The organism is Corynebacterium stationis, from assembly GCF_001941345.1.
GTDB lineage: Bacteria > Actinomycetota > Actinomycetes > Mycobacteriales > Mycobacteriaceae > Corynebacterium > Corynebacterium stationis.
Genome location: NZ_CP009251.1, coordinates 1,375,134 through 1,393,138, shown reverse-complemented (window position 1 = coordinate 1,393,138; position 18,005 = coordinate 1,375,134). Strand labels below are relative to the sequence as shown.

The window sequence follows — 18,005 nt, the reverse complement described above, 5'->3', positions numbered from 1 at the left end:
ACTAAAAGGAGAAATAATGTCTGAAAAGCAATCCCAGGTCTATGGTTCCGGTAGCGGAGATAATTCAGCCGATGACGAGGCTCAAGCAGCTGGTCAGGTTCACGTTGATACGACGGGCACCGATGATTTATTAGATGAGATTGACGGCCTGTTGGAGTCGAACGCAGAGGAGTTTGTGAAGTCTTATGTCCAAAAGGGCGGTCAGTAAGACCTCATGACTTTCCACAGACCACAGTCGCCGGTCTATGCCCGCCGCATCGTGGGTATTGAGACCGAATACGGCATTACCGCTCTATCGGAGCCATCGCAGCGTCATCTGACCCCAGATGAAGTAGCGCGCGAGCTTTTTCGCCCCGTGGTCGATAAGCACCAGGCGACGAATATCTTTACTGATAATGCCTCGCGTCTTTATTTAGATGTCGGCTCGCATCCAGAAATCGCGACAGGGGAGTGCGATAGCCTGACGCAATTGCTCAACTATGAGCGCGCGGGCGATGCCATCGTTAATGACCTGGCTGTCCAAGCAGAGTCGACTTTGCAGAATATGGGTCTGGCGAAGTCCCTAATTCTGTTTAAGAATAACGTGGATAGCCAGGGCAATTCCTATGGTTGTCACGAGAACTATCTGATTTCCCGCCACATGGTCTTGCGCGATATCTCGCGGAAGTTGATGCCTTTTATGATCACGCGTCAGCTTATTTGCGGGGCCGGGATGGTCGCGCCGGAAAAGACGAACTCACCGGCACGTTTTGTGCTATCACAACGCGCTGATCAGGTGTGGGAAGGTGTTTCTTCGGCGACGACGCGCTCGCGCCCCATCATCAATACGCGCGATGAGCCGCATGGTGATTCGTCACGTTTTCGCCGCATGCACGTCATCGTGGGCGATTCCAATATGGCAGAACCTACCTTTGCGTTAAAGGTCGGCTCCGCCTTGTTGATGTTGGAGATGATTGAGGCGAATTTCGATCTGCCGAATTTAGAGGTCGAAGACCCCATCGCGCATATTCGCGAAATCGCTTTGGATCTCACGGGTCAAACTCCGGTGCAGCTTGTCGATGATTCCGCTCCATCCTCACAGATGACCGCCCTCGAGATTCAAACTGTCTTGTGCCAGTGCGCCGAGAAGTGGCTGGAGCACCGTCCTGATGAAGGAACTCCCACGGCAGAGATGGCCAAGGTAGTGGAGCTGTGGAAACGCGTGCTTGAAGCTATCCGCACTCAGGATTTCTCCTCCGTCAAGCATGATATCGATTGGGTTATCAAAAAGGATCTGCTGGATAAATACCGTGACCGGTTGCAGTCGGATTGGTCGCATCCGAAACTTGCTCAAATTGACTTGAGCTATCACGATATCCGTCCAGGTCGTGGCCTGTATGACGTGCTGATGCGCAAGGGTTTGGTGTCGCGCTGGACCGATGATGAAGCGATTGCCCAGGCCGTAAATATCGCGCCGCAGACCACGCGCGCGAAGCTGCGTGGGGAGTTTCTCAGCAGAGCTCGCGAATATGGCGCCGATTTCACTGTCGATTGGACGCGGTTGAAGGTAAACCGCCCAGAGCCACAGGTCGTGGAATTTGCAGATCCGTTCATTTTTGAAGATGAACGCCTAGCAGGGTTGATAGACTACATCACAGAGCACATGCACGATTGATAGTTTGCAGTCTAAAGCTGAAAGGGCACGCCGAATGGGAATTGGGTCAGGCGATAAGCCAATGAAAGGCTCCGCCGGTCAAGAATACGTTGCACTTGGACGGCACATTAGCTTATATCTGGCCCTTTTAGGCGCTGCTAATAGCGGTGCTAACCCCACGCGGACCGCCGAGTGGATTCGACGCAGCGTGCAAGGCTACAAAGATAAATCGGACGAAGCCTTTGATAAGGCTTTGCGCCGTGACATCCTGACCTTGCGTCATGCTGGCATTCCGATTTCTCATTCGCGCGATACTAACGGCTTTACCCACTACCAGCTACTTACTGAGCAATACGCCCTTCCCGATATCCAGTTCACTCCGGAAGAGGCCATGGCATTGAGCGTGGCCGCAAGTTTTGGCAGTACCGGCGGGCTCGCTGACTTTTCGCAATCCGGTTTTAGCAAACTTGCGGCCTCGGGTGCATCACGCAGCAACGGTCCTAGCCCCGTGCACACTGCTGTTGCAGATATAACTTTGGTTAAGCCCATCATCATTCGCGATATCAACACGATTATTCGCAACGGGCTGCGGATGAGCTTTGACTATAAGCCACAACCTAGCGTTCCGGCGCAGCGCCGCGTGATGGATCCGTGGGGGTTAGTAGTTCACCATAATCGTATGTATTTGGTGGGCTATGACATCGACAAGCAAGCCCCACGCGTATTCCGGATTCTGCGCGTTACTTCGGTAAAAGCTCGTGATGAGAAGGCTACTCATCCGCCCGTGCAAGAATCCTTGCAGTCTTTAGTCAACGATGCACTGCGTCGCAGTCAAACATCTGCCACGGTTCGCGTGGATGCCGATAAGGCCATTGAGCTCATTGAAGAGGCCGAAGAAAAAGGCGATGGCATCTACTTCCTGGATAAAGTCTCCTCCGATTGGTTAACGCGCACCGCGCTCTCGTACGCAGATTCCGCGGAAGTGCTTGAGCCGGGTGAGATTCAGGAGGACATCGCAAAGCTAGCGAAGAAAGCCCTGGACGAGAATCTTGTCGATCTCGATGGCAGTCCCACCACCTGGCGCCGCGATGAAGAAGCCGAAGATTCTGCACCGAAAAACTCGAACCTCGGCCCGCGTATTCACCGGCTGGTGCGGATGACCAATATCTTGCCGTACTTTAAGCGCCATCCTGATAAGTCGATGATGGAAGCGGCTTCGGATTTGGACATGTCGCATGAAGAACTCGTCGCGGCGCTCAACACTTTATTTTTGTCCGGCGCCACGCAAAATACCGAGGACCTTATTGACTTGTCTTGGGATTTTCGCAAGGTCAATATCATTGACAGCCAGGGCATGGACCAGGCTCTGCGCCTGACTCCCACCGAAGCCAGTGCTTTGCTGCTGGCGCTGGAATCCCTTGAATCGATGCCCGGTCTGATTGATCCGCAGGCCGTGCGAGCTGCGGCAAATAAAATCCGCGGGATCATGGATACCAAGACACAAGGAATCTATGACTCGCTGGCGACGACCCCACCTGAGGAATCTAAGATTCAGGCGGCATTAGCGATGGCTATTGACACCAATAAGCAGGTGCGTTTTGAGTACTGGTCTCCCGGCGAGAATGAATCCACCTCGCGTACAGCAGATCCGGTTCGCGTCTTTTTAGCTGATGCGGAGCTTTACCTCAGCGCGTGGGACAAAGACCGGGACGCTCACAGGACATTTCGTCTAGACCGCATGCGCGATGTTGAGGTGCTAGAAACCGCTGCCACCCCCAAATCGGCGAGTACTGAGATCGATCCCACAGACCCCTTTGGTTTTGGCTCAAGCGATAAAGCCACAATATTTTTACACGAAACTGCCAGCTGGCTCGCAGATTATCACGACATTTCATTAGCCGAAACCGCGCGAAATGGCTGGATTGAGGGGTCTATGCCAATTGGCCGGGATTCATGGTTTGTCCGTTTTGCGTTGAGCAATGCCGATCGGCTGCGTGTGACACGCCCTGAAAGTATCACGGTTGCCATTGCGGAAAACGCAATTGCGGCGCTTGCTCGTTATACTCAGAAACTAACGTAAGTATTTAGGCTGCGGGCACCTAAAATTTCAAGGTACCCGCCCAATCTTTGGAGTTAGTTCATGCCAGGTTTAGGTGCCGTAGAAATCATCCTCATCATTGTAGTGATCTTATTGCTTTTCGGATCCCGAAAGCTTCCGGATTTGGCCCGTTCAGTGGGTCGTTCCATGCGTATTTTCAAATCCGAAGTCACCGAGATGACCAACGAGTCCAAGGCTCGTGAGGAAAACAAGCCGCAGGGCGAGCTAACCCAGGGCAACGGAAACGATCAGTTCTGGCAAGACCCCAACATGCAGCCTCGCCAGTATCCACAGCACAACAACCCACAGCAAGGTTACCCACAAGCTGGTCAGCCACAGCAGGGCTACCCACAGGGCGGTTCCCCACAACAGCAGAACTGGGAACAACAGCAGCAGCAGCAAAATTGGAACAATCCACAGCAAGGCAACAACCCGCAGCAGGGTGGTAACTACGGAAACAATTATCCTCCACAGCAGCAGTAATCGCTGTCGGTAAAATTGTATAAGGCGCCCCATTCACCACGAAGGATTCGTGAGCATGCTTGTGAGGCGTTGTGAATTTCGGTAGGGGATAGAAGGTTATGTCTAACGGCAGGCCAGCACGTTCGGGTAAGAGCGGAGCGGTTCAACGACTCCAGCAACTACAAGCTAAGCGTCGCGCGAGAAAAGCCAATACAACGGGGGAGATGACTCTTGTTGAGCACCTCCAAGAGTTGCGGCAGCGCGTCATCGTTTCCCTCCTTGCTCTGACTGTCGGCACCATCTTGGGTTTCATCTGGTACCAATCCTCACCATTTGGACTACCACCATTAGGAGAAATACTGCGTGGCCCTTACTGTTCCTTACCTGCAGAACAGCGTGCGGCTTTTACCCCGGATGGTGAATGTCGACTTCTGGCTACGCAGCCCTTTGAAATGTTTATTCTGCGCTTGAAAGTTGGCGCATTGGCTGGCGTCGTTCTTTCTTCCCCAGTCTGGCTGTACCAAATCTGGGGCTTTATCACCCCCGGTCTGCACAAGAACGAAAAGCGTGGCACCGTCACGTTCGTCTCGCTTGCTGTTTTATTATTCGTAGCTGGCGCAGTACTTGCTTACTTCATCGTGGCATTGGGATTGGAATTCCTCATCAGCATGGGTGATGAATTCCAGATCACTGCGTTAACCGGTAATGAATACTACAACTTCCTTTTGGCACTGCTTACCATCTTCGGCGTGAGTTTCGAGGTGCCATTAATTCTGGTCATGCTCAACCTCGTCGGTGTGTTGCAGTACCACCATGTGGCTGATAAACGCCGCGCCATTATCGTTGGCATCATGATCTTCGCTGCGTTTATGACCCCGGGCGGAGATCCAATCTCCATGATGATCCTTTCTGCGGCGATTACCTTACTTGTGGAATTGGCATTCCAGTTCTGCCGCATCAATGACAAGCGCCGCGGTGAAGAACGCCCAGAGTGGCTGGACTTAGACGATGAACAATCTTCTGGCCCGATTGCGCCATCCGCACCAATCGGAGCTGACGGCGGAATTGCTCCAGTACAACCGGTTGCTCCCGCGGCACCAATTCAGAACATCCCAACGCAGCAGTTCCAACAAAGCTTCTCTGAAACCAACCCGCAAAAGCCTAAAGCCAACCCTTTCGATGATGTGCTCTAGGAAAGTCGACAGCACGGCGTTCATTTAGCGTGGATAGCTGCGTTCCTGTTCGCACTACCTGCTGGTAGCAGGTAGTGTTGGCTATTATGAATCACCCGCATCTTGAGGAATTCCGAGCAACATTGTCACATCCCCTGGATGATTTCCAGGTTGCGGGCTGTGAGGCCGTTGAAGACGGACACGGCGTACTTGTGTGCGCACCGACCGGCGCTGGCAAGACCATCGTTGGCGAGTTTGCCGTATCCCTTGCTTTATCGCAGGGGACGAAGTGTTTTTACACCACTCCAATTAAGGCGTTGAGTAATCAGAAGTACCACGACCTAGTTGCGGAGCACGGTGAGCAGGCTGTTGGTTTGCTCACCGGTGACGTCTCCATCAACGGCGGTGCTGACATCGTCGTGATGACGACTGAGGTTCTGCGCAACATGATTTACGCAGATTCTTCCGCGTTGCATCGTCTTAGCCACGTGGTGATGGATGAGATCCACTTCCTAGCTGATGCCTCGCGCGGTGCGGTCTGGGAAGAAGTCATCCTTAACCTTGATGAATCTGTCTCAATCATCGGTCTATCCGCAACCGTTTCTAACTCCGAAGAATTCGGTGATTGGCTTTCCACGGTGCGTGGCGATACCAAGATCATCGTTACCGAGCACCGTCCGGTGCCGCTGGATCAGTGGATGCTGCTCGGGCGCAAAATCTTCCCACTTTTCGAGCCAAGTTCTGGCGGGCAGGTAAATTCAGAGTTAGCACGTCGTATCGCGCGACTTGAGGCAGGTTCTGCCGATGAAGGTCGCGACGACTATAAATCAGGAAAGGGCTTCCGCGCTCGCGCACGCCACAATGGGCGTGAACCACGTGATGACAGGCCAAGCCGTTCCGGCGCACCGCGCCCACAGGATCGATACCACCCACTAGGGCGACCAGAGGTACTAAAGATCCTGCAGGGGCAAAATATGCTGCCGGCCATCACCTTTATCTTCTCGCGCGCAGGTTGCGATGGTGCTCTGTATCAGTGTCTGCGCTCGCGCATGACCTTGACCTCCGAGGAAGAAGCAGAAGAAATCAAGGCCATCGTGGACGCCGGCGTCGAGGGCATCCCAGAAGACGATCTGCAGGTCCTAAACTTTCGGCAGTGGCGCCAGGCTCTCTCGCGAGGCTTTGCCGCGCACCACGCGGGCATGCTCCCAGCGTTTCGGCACATCGTCGAGGACCTCTTTGTCAAAGGATTGGTTCGGGCGGTATTCGCTACTGAAACACTCGCTCTGGGTATCAATATGCCGGCGCGCACCGTGGTGTTGGAAAAGCTGATTAAGTTCAACGGCGAAGCGCACGTTGATTTAACCCCAGGTCAGTACACGCAGTTGACCGGCCGTGCGGGTCGACGCGGCATTGACACCATCGGTAATGCAGTCGTGATGTGGGCGCCAGCCATGGATCCACGTCAAGTAGCAGGGCTTGCCTCAACGCGTACCTACCCGTTGATTTCGACTTTTGAGCCTGGTTACAACATGGCCATCAACTTGCTTGGCATGTTGGGCTACCAAGACTCCCTGCGCCTGTTGGAAAAGTCTTTCGCACAGTTCCAAGCAGATGACTCAGTGGTGGAAGAATCCCGCCAAATCGAACGTGCAGAGCACCGCATCAATGACTTACGCGGGCAATTGGATGAATTGCTGCGCTTGCTGGCGCCACCAGTCCCTGATGATGATGACGCTACCGATATGCTGCTCGATTACATCGATCTGCGCCGTGAGCTCACAGAAGAAGAGCGCAAGTCCAATGAGTCCAAGAGCCATGAGCGTTCTAAAGAAGTCGTCAAAATTTTGGGCAAACTGCAAGTAGGCGATGTCATTGCGCTTGCCGGCAAGAAGCATCCGACGTTGGCAGTAGTGGCTACCCCTGCCAACCAAACTGCCGATCCACGCCCGTGGATCACCACAGAAACCGGATGGTCAGGCCGCATTGATGCCAGTGGCATTCAAAACCCTCCGATTGTGATCGGGCATATGAAGTTGCCGCGTTCGGTGCAGAAGAACCCACGTCGAAACGCCAAGTTCGTCCAGGATCAGTTCCGTCGTCAGCACTTTGACCGTCCAAAGCGCATGAAGGTCAAGCCGCGCAGTCGTCCAAACCCACAGGTTGGGGTGCTTCGCGACGCCATCCGTTTGCACCCAGTCCATGAATGGCCAGCTACCGATCGTGAACAGCTGGCAGCTTTGGCGCAAAAGCTGGCGCGCAGGGAACGCGACTTAAAGAAACTCACCACTGCGGTAGAGCGCGCAACAGATACTCTGGGTAAGACTTTTGAGCGCATCGTCGACTTGTTGGCGCAGATGGACTATGTCGAATTCGAAGGCGTCGGCGAAGACCGCACCCCAGTCATCACAGATGAAGGCGAGCGTTTGGCTCTCATTCACAATGAGTGTGACCTGCTGGTGGCGCAGTGCCTCAAACGCCGCGTGTGGGATGACCTTGACCCAGCGGAGCTGGCGGGCGTGGTCTCCATGTGCTCCTTTGAAAACCGCAAGGAGACTTCTGGGGCACCTGATGCAGCAACTGACCGGATGGCAGATGCGATGAATGCGACTTTGCGCATCCACGAGGAATTGATCACTGATGAGCGACTGCACAATTTGCCGCTAACTCGTCAGCCAGAGGCCGGGTTTGCCTTGGCCTTGCACCAGTGGGCAGCGGGCGCGCCTTTGGGTTATTGCATGTCGGCTGCAGCTGAGTCCGGAGCAGAATTAACCCCTGGTGACTTTGTGCGCCAATGCCGCCAAGCCATTGACTTATTGCAGCAGGTTGCAAAGACGGCTTATACCGATGAAGTGAAAGCCAATGCCCGGCGCGCAGTCGATGCCATCCAGCGCGGGGTAGTAGCCATCGGCGCTTAGTGGTGCTTAGCTACGCGGCATCGCCATTAAGCTATCGGCCGCCCGGCGCAGGGTTTTAAGGTGCGGTCGAAGCGGTGCTACGGTTGCGAGCCCGAAATTGATCCCCAGCGGGTCGAGGATGAGAGACTGTACCGCGTTGATGCATAGCTGGCCGTCCTTGTGCCTCGCAGCTAGCACGGCCCCACCGGAGTCACCTTTGATTGCCTTGGGGCTATTGATTTGAATCGCTGCTGGGCGCACGAATGTGACTCCGCCGCGTGATATTGACAGCGGGGTCGGAAATAATACCGCACCGGGTTTCGCGTTTGCCTCGGCGGAGTTCCCGCCAAATCCATAAGTCGCCGTCTTCATACCGGGGTAGAAGAACTGAGACCCGACTCCGAGTAGTTTCCGCGGCGGTGCCGAGCGGCGTAGGCGCGCAATAGCGATGTCGGTGCCATTAATGACGCGCACAGCATCAAGCTTGCCGCAAAAACCGCGGCCGCGGATATTGAAGGAATTAAGCGGCGCGGTACGAAAATAGTGCGCGCAGGTAAGGACCAACGGGGTAGACACCGGTTCATCGGAGGCGTTTAAGTCAGGGGCCACCAACATTCCTGAGCAGTATCTTGGCCCAGTGGAGATACGAACCGCTAAGTTCTCAGGCACTGCGTTCAATTCTTCGTTCACCTTGCCCACCATAGACAAACCCGTCGACTACCGGCGGTCTTAAAATCTCGCAGCCTTAGAGGGTTATCATGGCAGATATGAATTTATTGACTACTTTTGCACCGGAAGTCTACGCACAGCGCTTAAAGCGTGCGCAGGAAATAACGAAGGCGGCCGGCATTGATGCAGTGGTCGTGGCCACCGGCGAGGATTTCTTCTACCTCGTGGGGTCGACGCTGTCGTCGCATGAGCGTTTGACCGCGCTGATCATCCCGGCGGAAGGCACCCCGCAGCTTTTCGCACCCGGCACCGATATTTTGGATCTGAACTTATCACCAGTTCCGCAGCTGGATGTGCAGGTGCACGGCTGGAACGACGGCGATGACATCTACGGCCAGGTTGCTGGCGTTATCGGCCGGAATGCAGGCAAGGTTGCAGCCACAGCAGCGTTGACAGCAGATCACCTCTTCCAGCTGCAGGGTTTGATTTCCGCTGAGTGGGTGCTCGCCAACACTGCACTGGCTGAGCTCTTTTCTTCCAAGGACCCAGCGGAGATCGATGAACTGCGCAAGGCAGCGCAAGCCATTGATCGCGTGCACGGACAGGTGCCGGAGCTTTTGCAGCCAGGCCGCACCGAGCGTGAGGTAGCAGACGATCTTGAGGCTTTGATTCTCAAAGAGCACGTCAGCGTCGACTTTGTAATCGTCGGTTCGATGGAAAACGGTGCCAACCCGCACCATAGCTTCTCCGATCGCGTTATCAATGCCGGCGACCCAGTGGTAGTCGATATCGGAGGCACCCTGGCTAGTGGCTACCACTCGGACTGCACGCGCACCTACGTTGCCGGGGGAGATATCACGAAGGCTCCCGAAGACTTCCTCGCCGCATACAAGGTGTTGCAGGATGCGCAGACGGCCTCGCTGCAGTTTGCCAAGCCAGGTCGCACGGCAGAAGAGATTGATGCATCGTCACGCACCCCGATTAGCCAGGCCGGCTACGGCGAGTACTTCACCCACCGCCTAGGCCACGGCATTGGGCTCAGTGGACACGAAGAGCCCTTCATCATCGCTGGCAATGACTTGGTTATCCAGGAAAGTATGGCCTTTTCCATCGAGCCAGGTATCTACATGCCGGGCAAGTGGGGTATGCGCATTGAAGATATCGTGACCACGACCAAAGATGGCATTGAATCTTTGAACCTGGGGCCGCGTGAGCTCCGCTAAAGGCGCTGTCCTCATCCTCGGTGGGCGCAGCGATATCGGTAGTGAGCTGGCGCGCAGGTTGTGCCCAGGTCGTCCAGTTGTGCTCGCTGCGCGTGGTACGCACGGCATGGACAAGCTTGTCGATGATTTACGCACCCTCGGTGCCACCGACATACACAAAGTGGACTTCGACGCGACGGCGGTGGACACACACCGCGAAGTGATAATCCATGCGCAGCAGCTCGCGGGTGAGATTACCTGTGCGGTAGTCGCCTTTGGCATCTTGGGCGAGCAGGACAAGGCCGAGCACGATGAACACCATGCGGTAGATATCGCCACGGTGGACTACCTAGCGCAGGTATCGATGCTCACAGTGCTTTCCGATGTCATGTCGCGCGGACACATCGTCGCCTTTTCCTCGATTGCCGGGTGGCGAGCCCGGCGCGCAAATTATGTCTACGGCTCCACCAAAGCCGGACTGGATGCCTTTTGCCAGGGGCTTGCGGACAAGCTGACTTTGGATAAGAGCAAAGATCTAGCGCTGATTACCGCACGCCCAGGCTTTGTCATTGGTTCCATGACTGAAGGCATGAAGCCCGCACCGATGTCGGTAACCCCCGATGTTGTAGCTGATGCCATCACCGCGCAGATTCCCACGGAACTTACCAAGAAACCGCGCAGTGTCACCTTGTGGATTCCGCGCAGACTAGCTGTGCTGGCTTTCATTATGCGCCTGGTGCCGCGCGCAATCTGGCGCCGCATGCCGAGGTAAGTACCTCCCGCAGATAAGTGCGATCAGCACTTATCTCTAGAGGAATGGGGAATTGACGTCGAAGATCAGCCCGCGGGGCGCGAGCACACGCACGACAACATCTGCGTCGCCTTCGGCAAGATCGTGGAAGATGAGTCCTTTCCACGGCGTAATCGTCACGGGCACTTCCATGCGCCCCACTAGCTCGGCGATATCAGCACTCATGACCCCTTCGAATAAGCCCACGCCCAATTCCACGCGGCCTTCCGGCATGTGATCGGCTAACCAGCCGATGGGTAGTGGGGTGGTGGGCAGGGTGGCATCAGAAAGCGCTTCGTCATGAGCTACCTCAATGCCCTCTGCAATCTCTGACACGGCATCCGGAGCCTGCTCCACGGTGGTGCGGATGACCTCTTGCGAAGTGCTGATCTGCACCTCAGAGCTATCGTCTGCTACCTGCACGCACACATCCAGCTGCTGACAAGCAATTGAACCTTCGCCGCCATCGACACCGATAAGAAGGCTCTCGGCCGCAGACTCGGGCACTTTAGAACCAATTGCCTGGGCAAGGTGACGCGCTTGCTTACTCAGTGGCGAGGCAACAACACGGCACGAGCTGGTGTGCAAGGAAGTGGCGCTCAAGCGCTTTGCTGCATTCTCGCTGTCTTTGAGGTTGCGCAGTTCCACGGCACTATGCGCACTGAGATAGATATTCGCATCCGCATAGGTGCGCGCGCTCTCAGCCAACTCCAGCCAATCTTTCGGCGTAGTCGTACCACCGGCGGGAAAGAGACGAAGCACGGTGGAATCTAGCTGGGAGGTAATAATTGGTCGAGGCATGCGGCAATTCTACTACTTGGTGACAAATCCACAGCATGTACACATGCCTTGTCACAGCCGAGCTTGTAGGATGGTCTGCATTATGCCGTTCATGCTTGTCTTGTTCTTATACATCGTCTTAGAAGGTTTAGCCTTCGTAGGTATTGCCAACCTCATTGGTCTCGGGTGGACCCTGCTCTTGCTGCTGGCCACCATGCTCTTTGGCATGACCATCGCCAGCCTAGAAGTCCGCCGCATCATGCATGGAAAAACCACACGCACCGAAGATGGCTCGGTCATCATGGAAGACGCCACCCCAGGACGTACTGCCGGAAATGTGGGCTTAACCCTAGCCGGTGGTGTGCTTTTATCCCTTCCTGGATTCCTCACTACATTTCTTGGCATCCTGCTCATCTTGCCGCCAACCCGCGCGCTGTTGCGCACCCTGCTATCGGTCAAGCTCTTTAAGTCCGTAGAAAATATGGGCGTGCGCTTCTACGATGCATCGCCTATGTCCAGTCAACACGATAGCTACGGAAGCTTCGGCACCGCCGGCACGTCTAGCACGCAACCAAGTGCTGCACAAGAAAGCGAAGTCGTTGATGAAGACGAGATCCGCAACTGGAGTCAGTCTCTATCCCCAGAAGACTTCGGTGGTAACGGCGGTAACGGATCGAACGGCACAGATGGATCTTCCCGCGGCTAGTAAGTGCTAGTAATTAAGAGTGTTACTTTTTCTTCGCCTCCTGCTCGCCGGTCTATCCGGCGTCGGAATTTACTACTCCTATGAACCCCACGGCCTTTGGCTGCTGGGGGTTTTCGGCATCACGGGGCTGTTTTTGTCCCTTTGCCCGTGGCGCGGCAACTTTGTCAGCGCGAAGTCAGGTGCGCTGATCGCGTTTGTTCACTCACTAGTCGCGTTTTTAATGCTCTTGCCCTGGATCGGGGAACTAGTAGGGGCCATGCCGTATATTGCGCTCTCAGTCTTTTTGAGTCTGTATGCGTTGCTGCTGGGAATCTTCGGCGTCTTTATCGCGCGCTTGCGCTGGGGGTTCTTAATCTTTCCCAGTTTTTATCTCGCGGTTGAATTACTGCGATCTTCGGCACCTTTCGGCGGATTTTCCTGGGTGCGGCTGGGCTGGGGGCAGGTAGATGGCCCCTTGGCTTTTCTGGCAGCCTGGGGCGGACCAGCACTTGTGACCGTTGCTGCTGCGACCGTTGGTACCGCAATCGCGGCAGTGCTTATCGATGTACGCGGGGGCATCGACAAGCAAGCTTTCAGCGGATGGGGGATGCGTGGTGTGGCGATAGTTTGTGCTTTAGTTCCGTTCGGGCTGAGCTTTCTGGCGCAGCTGGGCGTTAACCAGCCTGCACACACCACGGATACGATCAAAGTAGCGGCGATCCAGGGCAATGTTCCACGCTTAGGCTTGGAGTTCAATGCGCAGCGCAGGGCCGTGTTGGATAACCACGTCAACGTCACCCAGGAACTTGCAGACTCTGGCGAAGACGTCGATATTGTGCTGTGGCCGGAGAATTCTTCGGATGTCAATCCCTTCCGTGACCGCCAGGCGCGCGCGTTGATTAATGAGGCCGTCGATTCCGTTGGCGTTCCGATCTTGGTGGGCACCTTGACCGTAGATGAGGTCGGGGAACGCAACACCATGCAAGTATTTGAAACCGATTATGGGCCTGGGGACTATCACCACAAGAAGTACCTGCAGCCTTTTGGTGAGACCATGCCTTTGCGCGATCTGCTGATCCACGTCAGTGATTATGTGGAGCTTGCCGGGGATTTTAAGCCCGGCGATGGTCCAGGCGTTGTGAATATGGACGGTGTCGTGGTCGGCGTGGCTACTTGTTATGAGGTCAGCTTCGATAATGCTTTTAGAAACTCCATCGACAACGGTGCGCAGATTCTTACCAGTCCGACGAACAATGCCACCTTTGGCTTTTCCGATATGACTTATCAGCAGCTTGCCATGAGCCGCATGCGCGCAATTGAGGCTGATAGAGCGATGGTGGTGCCTGCTACCTCCGGTGTTTCAGCGATTGTGCAGCCAGACGGCACGGTATCGCAGCACACGGAGATCTTTGAGGCTGGCTACTTGGTGGAAGAACTCCCGCGGCGCGATTCTTTGACGTTTGCGATGCGCTATGGCTGGTGGATTCAGCTTGTGTTCGCCGTCTTCGGCGTGGCGGGAGCAGGGTATGCTTGGTGGACAAAGCGCCAGCCCAAAAGTCGGCGTGGCGATGCCAAGTCGGCAAAAGCAACTTCAGCGACTAAACTATAGTGGTTAAGGTTTGTTTGGCCGCACCCATTTTATTGCTGATTAAGGAGTACCAACGCCGTGACTTCTCCCCAGACCGTAAAGTCTGACACCACCTTGGTGATCATTCCGACGTTCAATGAAATTGAGAACCTCCCGCTCATTACCAAGCGCGTGCGTGAAGCCACGCCAGAGGTACACATCTTGATCGTGGATGACTCTTCACCTGATGGCACCGGCGAATTAGCTGATGAATACGCTGGCAAAGATGACCACGTGCACGTCATTCACCGCGAGAGCAAAGATGGCCTCCTGGGCGCATATATCGCGGGCTTTAAGTGGGGCTTAGAGCGCGACTACCAGGTTCTGTGCGAAATGGATGCCGACGGCTCCCATGCGCCGGAACAGCTGCATTTGTTGCTGGAGCAGATCGCCGATGGCGCTGACTTGGTTATTGGCTCCCGCTATGTTCCTGGTGGTGAAACCGTCAACTGGCCAGCTTCGCGTGAGTACCTCTCGCGCCTGGGCAATATCTATATTTCCGTAGCGCTGGGCGCGGGTCTTTCCGATATGACCGCGGGCTACCGTGCCTTCCGTCGCGAGCTTTTGGAATCCATTGACTTCGATGAGCTTTCTGATGCCGGCTATATCTTCCAGGTGGACTTGGCTTTCCGCGCTGTCAAGGATGGCTTCGATGTCCGCGAGGTGCCAATTACCTTCACTGAGCGTGAATATGGCGAATCCAAGCTGGATGGCTCCTTTGTTAAAGACTCCCTGGTTGAAGTAACCAAATGGGGTCTTGAGCACCGCAGCGAACAGGCCAAAGATGCCGTTGAAGATATCACTCCTGTGGTCAAGCGCTTGGTCGATGATAGCGGGGTGACCTCCATTCCAGCCAAGCTCGGAGAAGCAGCGTCCTTTGTCGGTGACATGGCAGGGGAGATGTGGAAGATCGCTAAATTTACGGTCAACGACGTGCGCTCCAACATTAAGCGCTAGGCTTTTAGCAACCTTAATTAACCCTAAAAAGGAATGTCATGGCTCACGTAGTTTTTGAAAACGCCACCTGCACCTACCCAGGTGCGGATAAGCCTTCTGTCGACAAATTTAACTTGGAAATCGCTGATGGCGAGTTCTTAGTTCTAGTCGGGCCCTCTGGCTGCGGTAAATCCACTACCTTGCGCATGCTCGCTGGTTTGGAGCAGGTTACTGGTGGCTCCATTTCTATTGGGGGCAAGGATGTCACCAATCAGGAGCCACGTGAGCGTGACATCGCCATGGTGTTTCAAAACTACGCGCTGTACCCGCACATGTCGGTGCGTGACAACATGGGCTTTGCGCTCAAGATGGCGGGCAAGTCCAAGGATGAGATCAAAAAGCGTGTCAGCGAGGCTGCTGAAACTCTCGGTTTGACGGAGTTTTTAGACCGCAAGCCAAAGGCACTGTCGGGGGGGTCAGCGCCAGCGTGTGGCCATGGGCCGTGCGATTGTGCGTAACCCGCAGGTGTTTTTGATGGATGAGCCTTTGTCTAACTTAGACGCCAAGCTGCGTGTGCAAACCCGCACGCAGATTGCTGCGCTGCAGCGCAAGCTAGGCGTGACCACGGTATATGTCACGCACGACCAGACCGAGGCCTTGACAATGGGAGATCGCATCGCGGTCTTGCAAGAGGGTAAATTGCAGCAGGTTGGCACCCCGCGCGAGCTTTACGATGCCCCCAAAAACACCTTCGTGGCCTCTTTCATCGGCTCACCCGCGATGAACCTGTCGACTTTTAACGTCGATGCCCAAGGCATGGCCAGCAATGGCGCAGCGTACGTCAAGCTGCCAGATAATGCCCGCGCGGTATTAGCAGAATCTGGCGAGTCCACGGTAGTGGTGGGCTTTCGCCCCGAAGGCCTAGAGCAGGTTTCCGACGCTCAGCAGCTACCCGCTGATAGCCATGGGGTGGTTGCCTTTACCGTGGACTTTACGGAAGAACTCGGCAGCGACACCTACCTTTACGGCCATCTTTCCAGCAGTGATGGTAACCTGTCGGCTGCGGCGCCCGTGGCGGCACAAAATGCCGCAGAGATCGTCATGCGGGTTAATGCCAATACGCATGTCCAAACCGGTGAGACGGTCCATGCTGCTATCGCTGCGGGTGGTCTTCACGTCTTCTCTTCTGATGATGGCGAGCGGCTAAACTAAGTAGGCATAAAAATTGGTGGCACCTTTCCTTGTCGGGAAGGTGCCACCAATCGTCTTTCTTGCCAGATTACTAGCGCATAAAACCAAAACTAAGCGTTCTTAGCTTGTTCTTCCTGCTGTTCCTTCAGCATGCGAGCAGCCGAACGGCGACGCTTGCGCAAAGCGTCGATGCGCTGCTCTAGCAACTCATCAAGCTCCTCGATAGAGCGACGTTCACGCAGCATGTCCCAGTGAGTACGTGGAGGCTTAACGGGCTTGGATTCCACGCCTTCGCCTTCTACCAAGGTTCCCCATGAGCCGTTCTTGCACAGCCACTCTTCGGGTACTTCTGCGTCGTGTGCGAAAGGAACCTCATAGATCTCGCCCGCTGCCGTGCGGTACTTGACCATCTGGCGTGGTGCGAGATCGTGGTCGCGGTCGGTTTCGTAGCTAACTGCGCCCATTCGGCTGCCACGGAGTACGCGATCTGCCATTGCGACATCATCCTTTACATCTAGGGATAGGAGAGTGCGGGCAACATACCCACACGACCTTCTCATTAAACAGAGCTATAAGTATAACGAACTAAGGTCACGAATTGTTCCCGGCACCCTTAAGGCTTAAGATTTAGGTGCGCAATAGCACTCAGCGACCTACGAGATTTCGCAATCATGTACTAAGGTGGAAACAGTGATACATACTTCCGGTGACAAACGCGAGCAAGCTGCGTGCCTGAGGTGTGGGAAAACCATCATAAACCAGGGTAGAGGCAGGCCAAAGAAGTATTGCAGTTCTGCATGTAAGCAACGAGCTTATGAAAAGCGCGTGGCCCTTCGGAATTTTTCAGACAACGACAAAGCCTTGATACTATCGCCTGAGCGCGCGGTGAAGTTGCATGATGGGCTGTTTGAGCTCCGTTGTTCGGCCGAAGATATAGCCACCGCCGTGGAAGATAAAGCGCCGGCATCTGAGATACGGCAATTGGTTGAAGAATTGTTAAGCATTGCCCGCCGAGTGGAAGAGTTGAGATAGAAACCTAATGTTGAAAAAGATTTTCTACAACCGCAAGATCATGGTTCCAATTTTTATTGTGATCATCGTTGGTCTCACGCTTGTAGCCCTGGTCCCGATGTTCTACTCAATCTTTACCGGCCCCGGAGTAACCACCGAGCCGATCAACGCGGAGAAAACCAAGCCTGCGTCCACTGAAGTCGACGGCAACTGGGAAGTTGTTGCAGGTAATCCTAATAATTCCACCTCAGTCGGCTTTACCTTCGCAGAAATTTTGCCAGCTGAACAAACTGTTACTTCCGGCTCAACCAATGATGTTACCGGTCAGGCAGAAATTTCTGAACAGACCATTGAATCAGCGCTGATTACCGTCATCATGGATGGTCTTACCACGGACAAGAAGGTTCGTGATGAGAACATGAAGACTAAGCTGTTCGAGACTTCCGAGTTCCCAGAGTCCACCTTTGAGCTCGCCGAGCCCGTCGACATCAGCGCAGTACCTGAAGACGGCAGCCTCGCCGATGTTGAACTCACCGGAGATCTCACCATCAAGGGTGAAACCAAGTCCGTGACGGAAACCTTCCAGGTCGCACGCGACGGCGAGACCATCTTGCTCGGCGGCAATATTCCAATTAACCGCCTGGACTTCAACGTGATCACGCCAGACATGATTGCAGCAAAGATCGATGAAGAAGGCACCGTAGATATTCGCCTGACTATGAAGAAGATCGATAACTAACTTCAGCAATCAGCTAAACCCTCTAAATGCCCCTAATAACGTCACAGTGACGTTATTAGGGGCTATCGCGTGTGTGGGGCAAAAGGGTGGCCCAAACACCGATCGTGACATAGCCA

At 54.7% G+C, this 18,005-nt stretch carries 15 protein-coding genes and 1 pseudogene; 13 read left to right on the top strand and 3 right to left on the bottom strand.

The window, feature by feature from the left end; all coding sequences use genetic code 11:
* The first annotated feature begins 16 nt into the window (after window positions 1-16).
* The 6 genes from CSTAT_RS06480 to CSTAT_RS06455 all read left to right on the top strand — a co-directional run bounded on the left by CSTAT_RS06480 (window position 17) and on the right by CSTAT_RS06455 (window position 8,280).
* Entirely contained in the window at window positions 17-208 is a 192-nt protein-coding gene (locus CSTAT_RS06480) for a ubiquitin-like protein Pup (protein WP_066793966.1), read from the top strand.
* 6 nt (window positions 209-214) lie between these two features.
* The gene (gene pafA / locus CSTAT_RS06475; protein WP_075722868.1) at window positions 215-1,654 is read left to right on the top strand and encodes a Pup--protein ligase; all 1,440 of its coding nucleotides are present in this window, start codon (window positions 215-217) and stop codon (window positions 1,652-1,654) included.
* 34 nt (window positions 1,655-1,688) lie between these two features.
* A complete protein-coding gene (locus CSTAT_RS06470) occupies window positions 1,689-3,713 on the top strand; it encodes a helix-turn-helix transcriptional regulator (protein ID WP_075722867.1) in 2,025 nt (674 codons plus the stop codon).
* Window positions 3,714-3,773: 60 nt separating this feature from the next.
* Entirely contained in the window at window positions 3,774-4,214 is a 441-nt protein-coding gene (tatA, locus tag CSTAT_RS06465; RefSeq protein WP_075722866.1) for a Sec-independent protein translocase subunit TatA, read from the top strand.
* A gap of 98 nt (window positions 4,215-4,312) precedes the next feature.
* On the top strand, window positions 4,313-5,386 hold the full coding sequence (gene tatC, locus CSTAT_RS06460) for a twin-arginine translocase subunit TatC (protein ID WP_083640728.1): 1,074 nt from the start codon (window positions 4,313-4,315) through the stop codon (window positions 5,384-5,386).
* 86 nt (window positions 5,387-5,472) lie between these two features.
* Window positions 5,473-8,280: a DEAD/DEAH box helicase gene (locus CSTAT_RS06455; RefSeq protein ID WP_075722864.1), complete on the top strand. Its 2,808-nt coding sequence runs from the start codon at window positions 5,473-5,475 to the stop codon at window positions 8,278-8,280.
* Window positions 8,281-8,286: 6 nt separating this feature from the next.
* Here CSTAT_RS06455 and CSTAT_RS06450 read toward each other — a convergent pair whose 3' ends face one another.
* Window positions 8,287-8,949 (bottom strand): serine protease, encoded by a 663-nt coding sequence (locus CSTAT_RS06450; protein WP_244892918.1) that lies wholly within the window; start codon window positions 8,947-8,949, stop codon window positions 8,287-8,289.
* A 68-nt stretch (window positions 8,950-9,017) separates the two neighbouring features.
* Here CSTAT_RS06450 and CSTAT_RS06445 point away from each other — a divergent pair, with 68 nt between their 5' ends.
* Both CSTAT_RS06445 and CSTAT_RS06440 read left to right on the top strand, forming a co-directional pair.
* Window positions 9,018-10,151 carry a M24 family metallopeptidase gene (locus tag CSTAT_RS06445; protein ID WP_075722862.1) on the top strand — a complete coding sequence of 378 codons (1,134 nt, stop codon included), beginning with the start codon at window positions 9,018-9,020 and terminating at the stop codon, window positions 10,149-10,151.
* The gene (locus CSTAT_RS06440; protein ID WP_075722861.1) at window positions 10,138-10,902 is read left to right on the top strand and encodes an SDR family oxidoreductase; all 765 of its coding nucleotides are present in this window, start codon (window positions 10,138-10,140) and stop codon (window positions 10,900-10,902) included. Before CSTAT_RS06445 ends, CSTAT_RS06440 begins: the two co-directional genes overlap by 14 nt.
* Before the next feature lie 36 nt (window positions 10,903-10,938).
* Here CSTAT_RS06440 and CSTAT_RS06435 read toward each other — a convergent pair whose 3' ends face one another.
* On the bottom strand, window positions 10,939-11,721 hold the full coding sequence (locus CSTAT_RS06435; protein WP_075722860.1) for a cobalamin biosynthesis protein CobG: 783 nt from the start codon (window positions 11,719-11,721) through the stop codon (window positions 10,939-10,941).
* 82 nt (window positions 11,722-11,803) lie between these two features.
* Between CSTAT_RS06435 and CSTAT_RS06430 the strand changes: the two genes are divergently transcribed.
* From CSTAT_RS06430 to CSTAT_RS06415, 4 genes and pseudogenes are all read left to right on the top strand, one after another.
* Window positions 11,804-12,406 (top strand): FxsA family protein, encoded by a 603-nt coding sequence (locus tag CSTAT_RS06430; RefSeq protein WP_083640725.1) that lies wholly within the window; start codon window positions 11,804-11,806, stop codon window positions 12,404-12,406.
* 19 nt (window positions 12,407-12,425) lie between these two features.
* Complete coding sequence (gene lnt, locus CSTAT_RS06425; RefSeq protein WP_075722858.1) at window positions 12,426-13,994, top strand: apolipoprotein N-acyltransferase; 1,569 nt, start codon at window positions 12,426-12,428, stop codon at window positions 13,992-13,994.
* A gap of 57 nt (window positions 13,995-14,051) precedes the next feature.
* On the top strand, window positions 14,052-14,969 hold the full coding sequence (locus tag CSTAT_RS06420) for a polyprenol monophosphomannose synthase (protein ID WP_075722857.1): 918 nt from the start codon (window positions 14,052-14,054) through the stop codon (window positions 14,967-14,969).
* A 38-nt stretch (window positions 14,970-15,007) separates the two neighbouring features.
* Window positions 15,008-16,160 (top strand): annotated as a pseudogene (locus CSTAT_RS06415) (ABC transporter ATP-binding protein).
* 89 nt (window positions 16,161-16,249) lie between these two features.
* Here CSTAT_RS06415 and CSTAT_RS06410 read toward each other — a convergent pair.
* Entirely contained in the window at window positions 16,250-16,633 is a 384-nt protein-coding gene (locus CSTAT_RS06410) for an RNA polymerase-binding protein RbpA (protein WP_066793926.1), read from the bottom strand.
* 545 nt (window positions 16,634-17,178) lie between these two features.
* Between CSTAT_RS06410 and CSTAT_RS06400 the strand changes: the two genes are divergently transcribed.
* A complete protein-coding gene (locus CSTAT_RS06400) occupies window positions 17,179-17,889 on the top strand; it encodes a YceI family protein (protein ID WP_211273028.1) in 711 nt (236 codons plus the stop codon).
* Window positions 17,890-18,005: the final 116 nt, after the last annotated feature.

Coding starts and splice junctions, on each gene's coding strand:
- CSTAT_RS06480 (WP_066793966.1), top strand. CDS start 17: ATGTCTGAAAAGCAATCCCAGGTCTATGGTTCCGGTAGCGGAGATAAT.
- pafA (WP_075722868.1), top strand. CDS start 215: ATGACTTTCCACAGACCACAGTCGCCGGTCTATGCCCGCCGCATCGTG.
- CSTAT_RS06470 (WP_075722867.1), top strand. CDS start 1,689: ATGGGAATTGGGTCAGGCGATAAGCCAATGAAAGGCTCCGCCGGTCAA.
- tatA (WP_075722866.1), top strand. CDS start 3,774: ATGCCAGGTTTAGGTGCCGTAGAAATCATCCTCATCATTGTAGTGATC.
- tatC (WP_083640728.1), top strand. CDS start 4,313: ATGTCTAACGGCAGGCCAGCACGTTCGGGTAAGAGCGGAGCGGTTCAA.
- CSTAT_RS06455 (WP_075722864.1), top strand. CDS start 5,473: ATGAATCACCCGCATCTTGAGGAATTCCGAGCAACATTGTCACATCCC.
- CSTAT_RS06445 (WP_075722862.1), top strand. CDS start 9,018: ATGGCAGATATGAATTTATTGACTACTTTTGCACCGGAAGTCTACGCA.
- CSTAT_RS06435 (WP_075722860.1), bottom strand. CDS start 11,721: ATGCCTCGACCAATTATTACCTCCCAGCTAGATTCCACCGTGCTTCGT.
- CSTAT_RS06430 (WP_083640725.1), top strand. CDS start 11,804: ATGCCGTTCATGCTTGTCTTGTTCTTATACATCGTCTTAGAAGGTTTA.
- CSTAT_RS06410 (WP_066793926.1), bottom strand. CDS start 16,633: ATGGCAGATCGCGTACTCCGTGGCAGCCGAATGGGCGCAGTTAGCTAC.
- CSTAT_RS06400 (WP_211273028.1), top strand. CDS start 17,179: ATGTTGAAAAAGATTTTCTACAACCGCAAGATCATGGTTCCAATTTTT.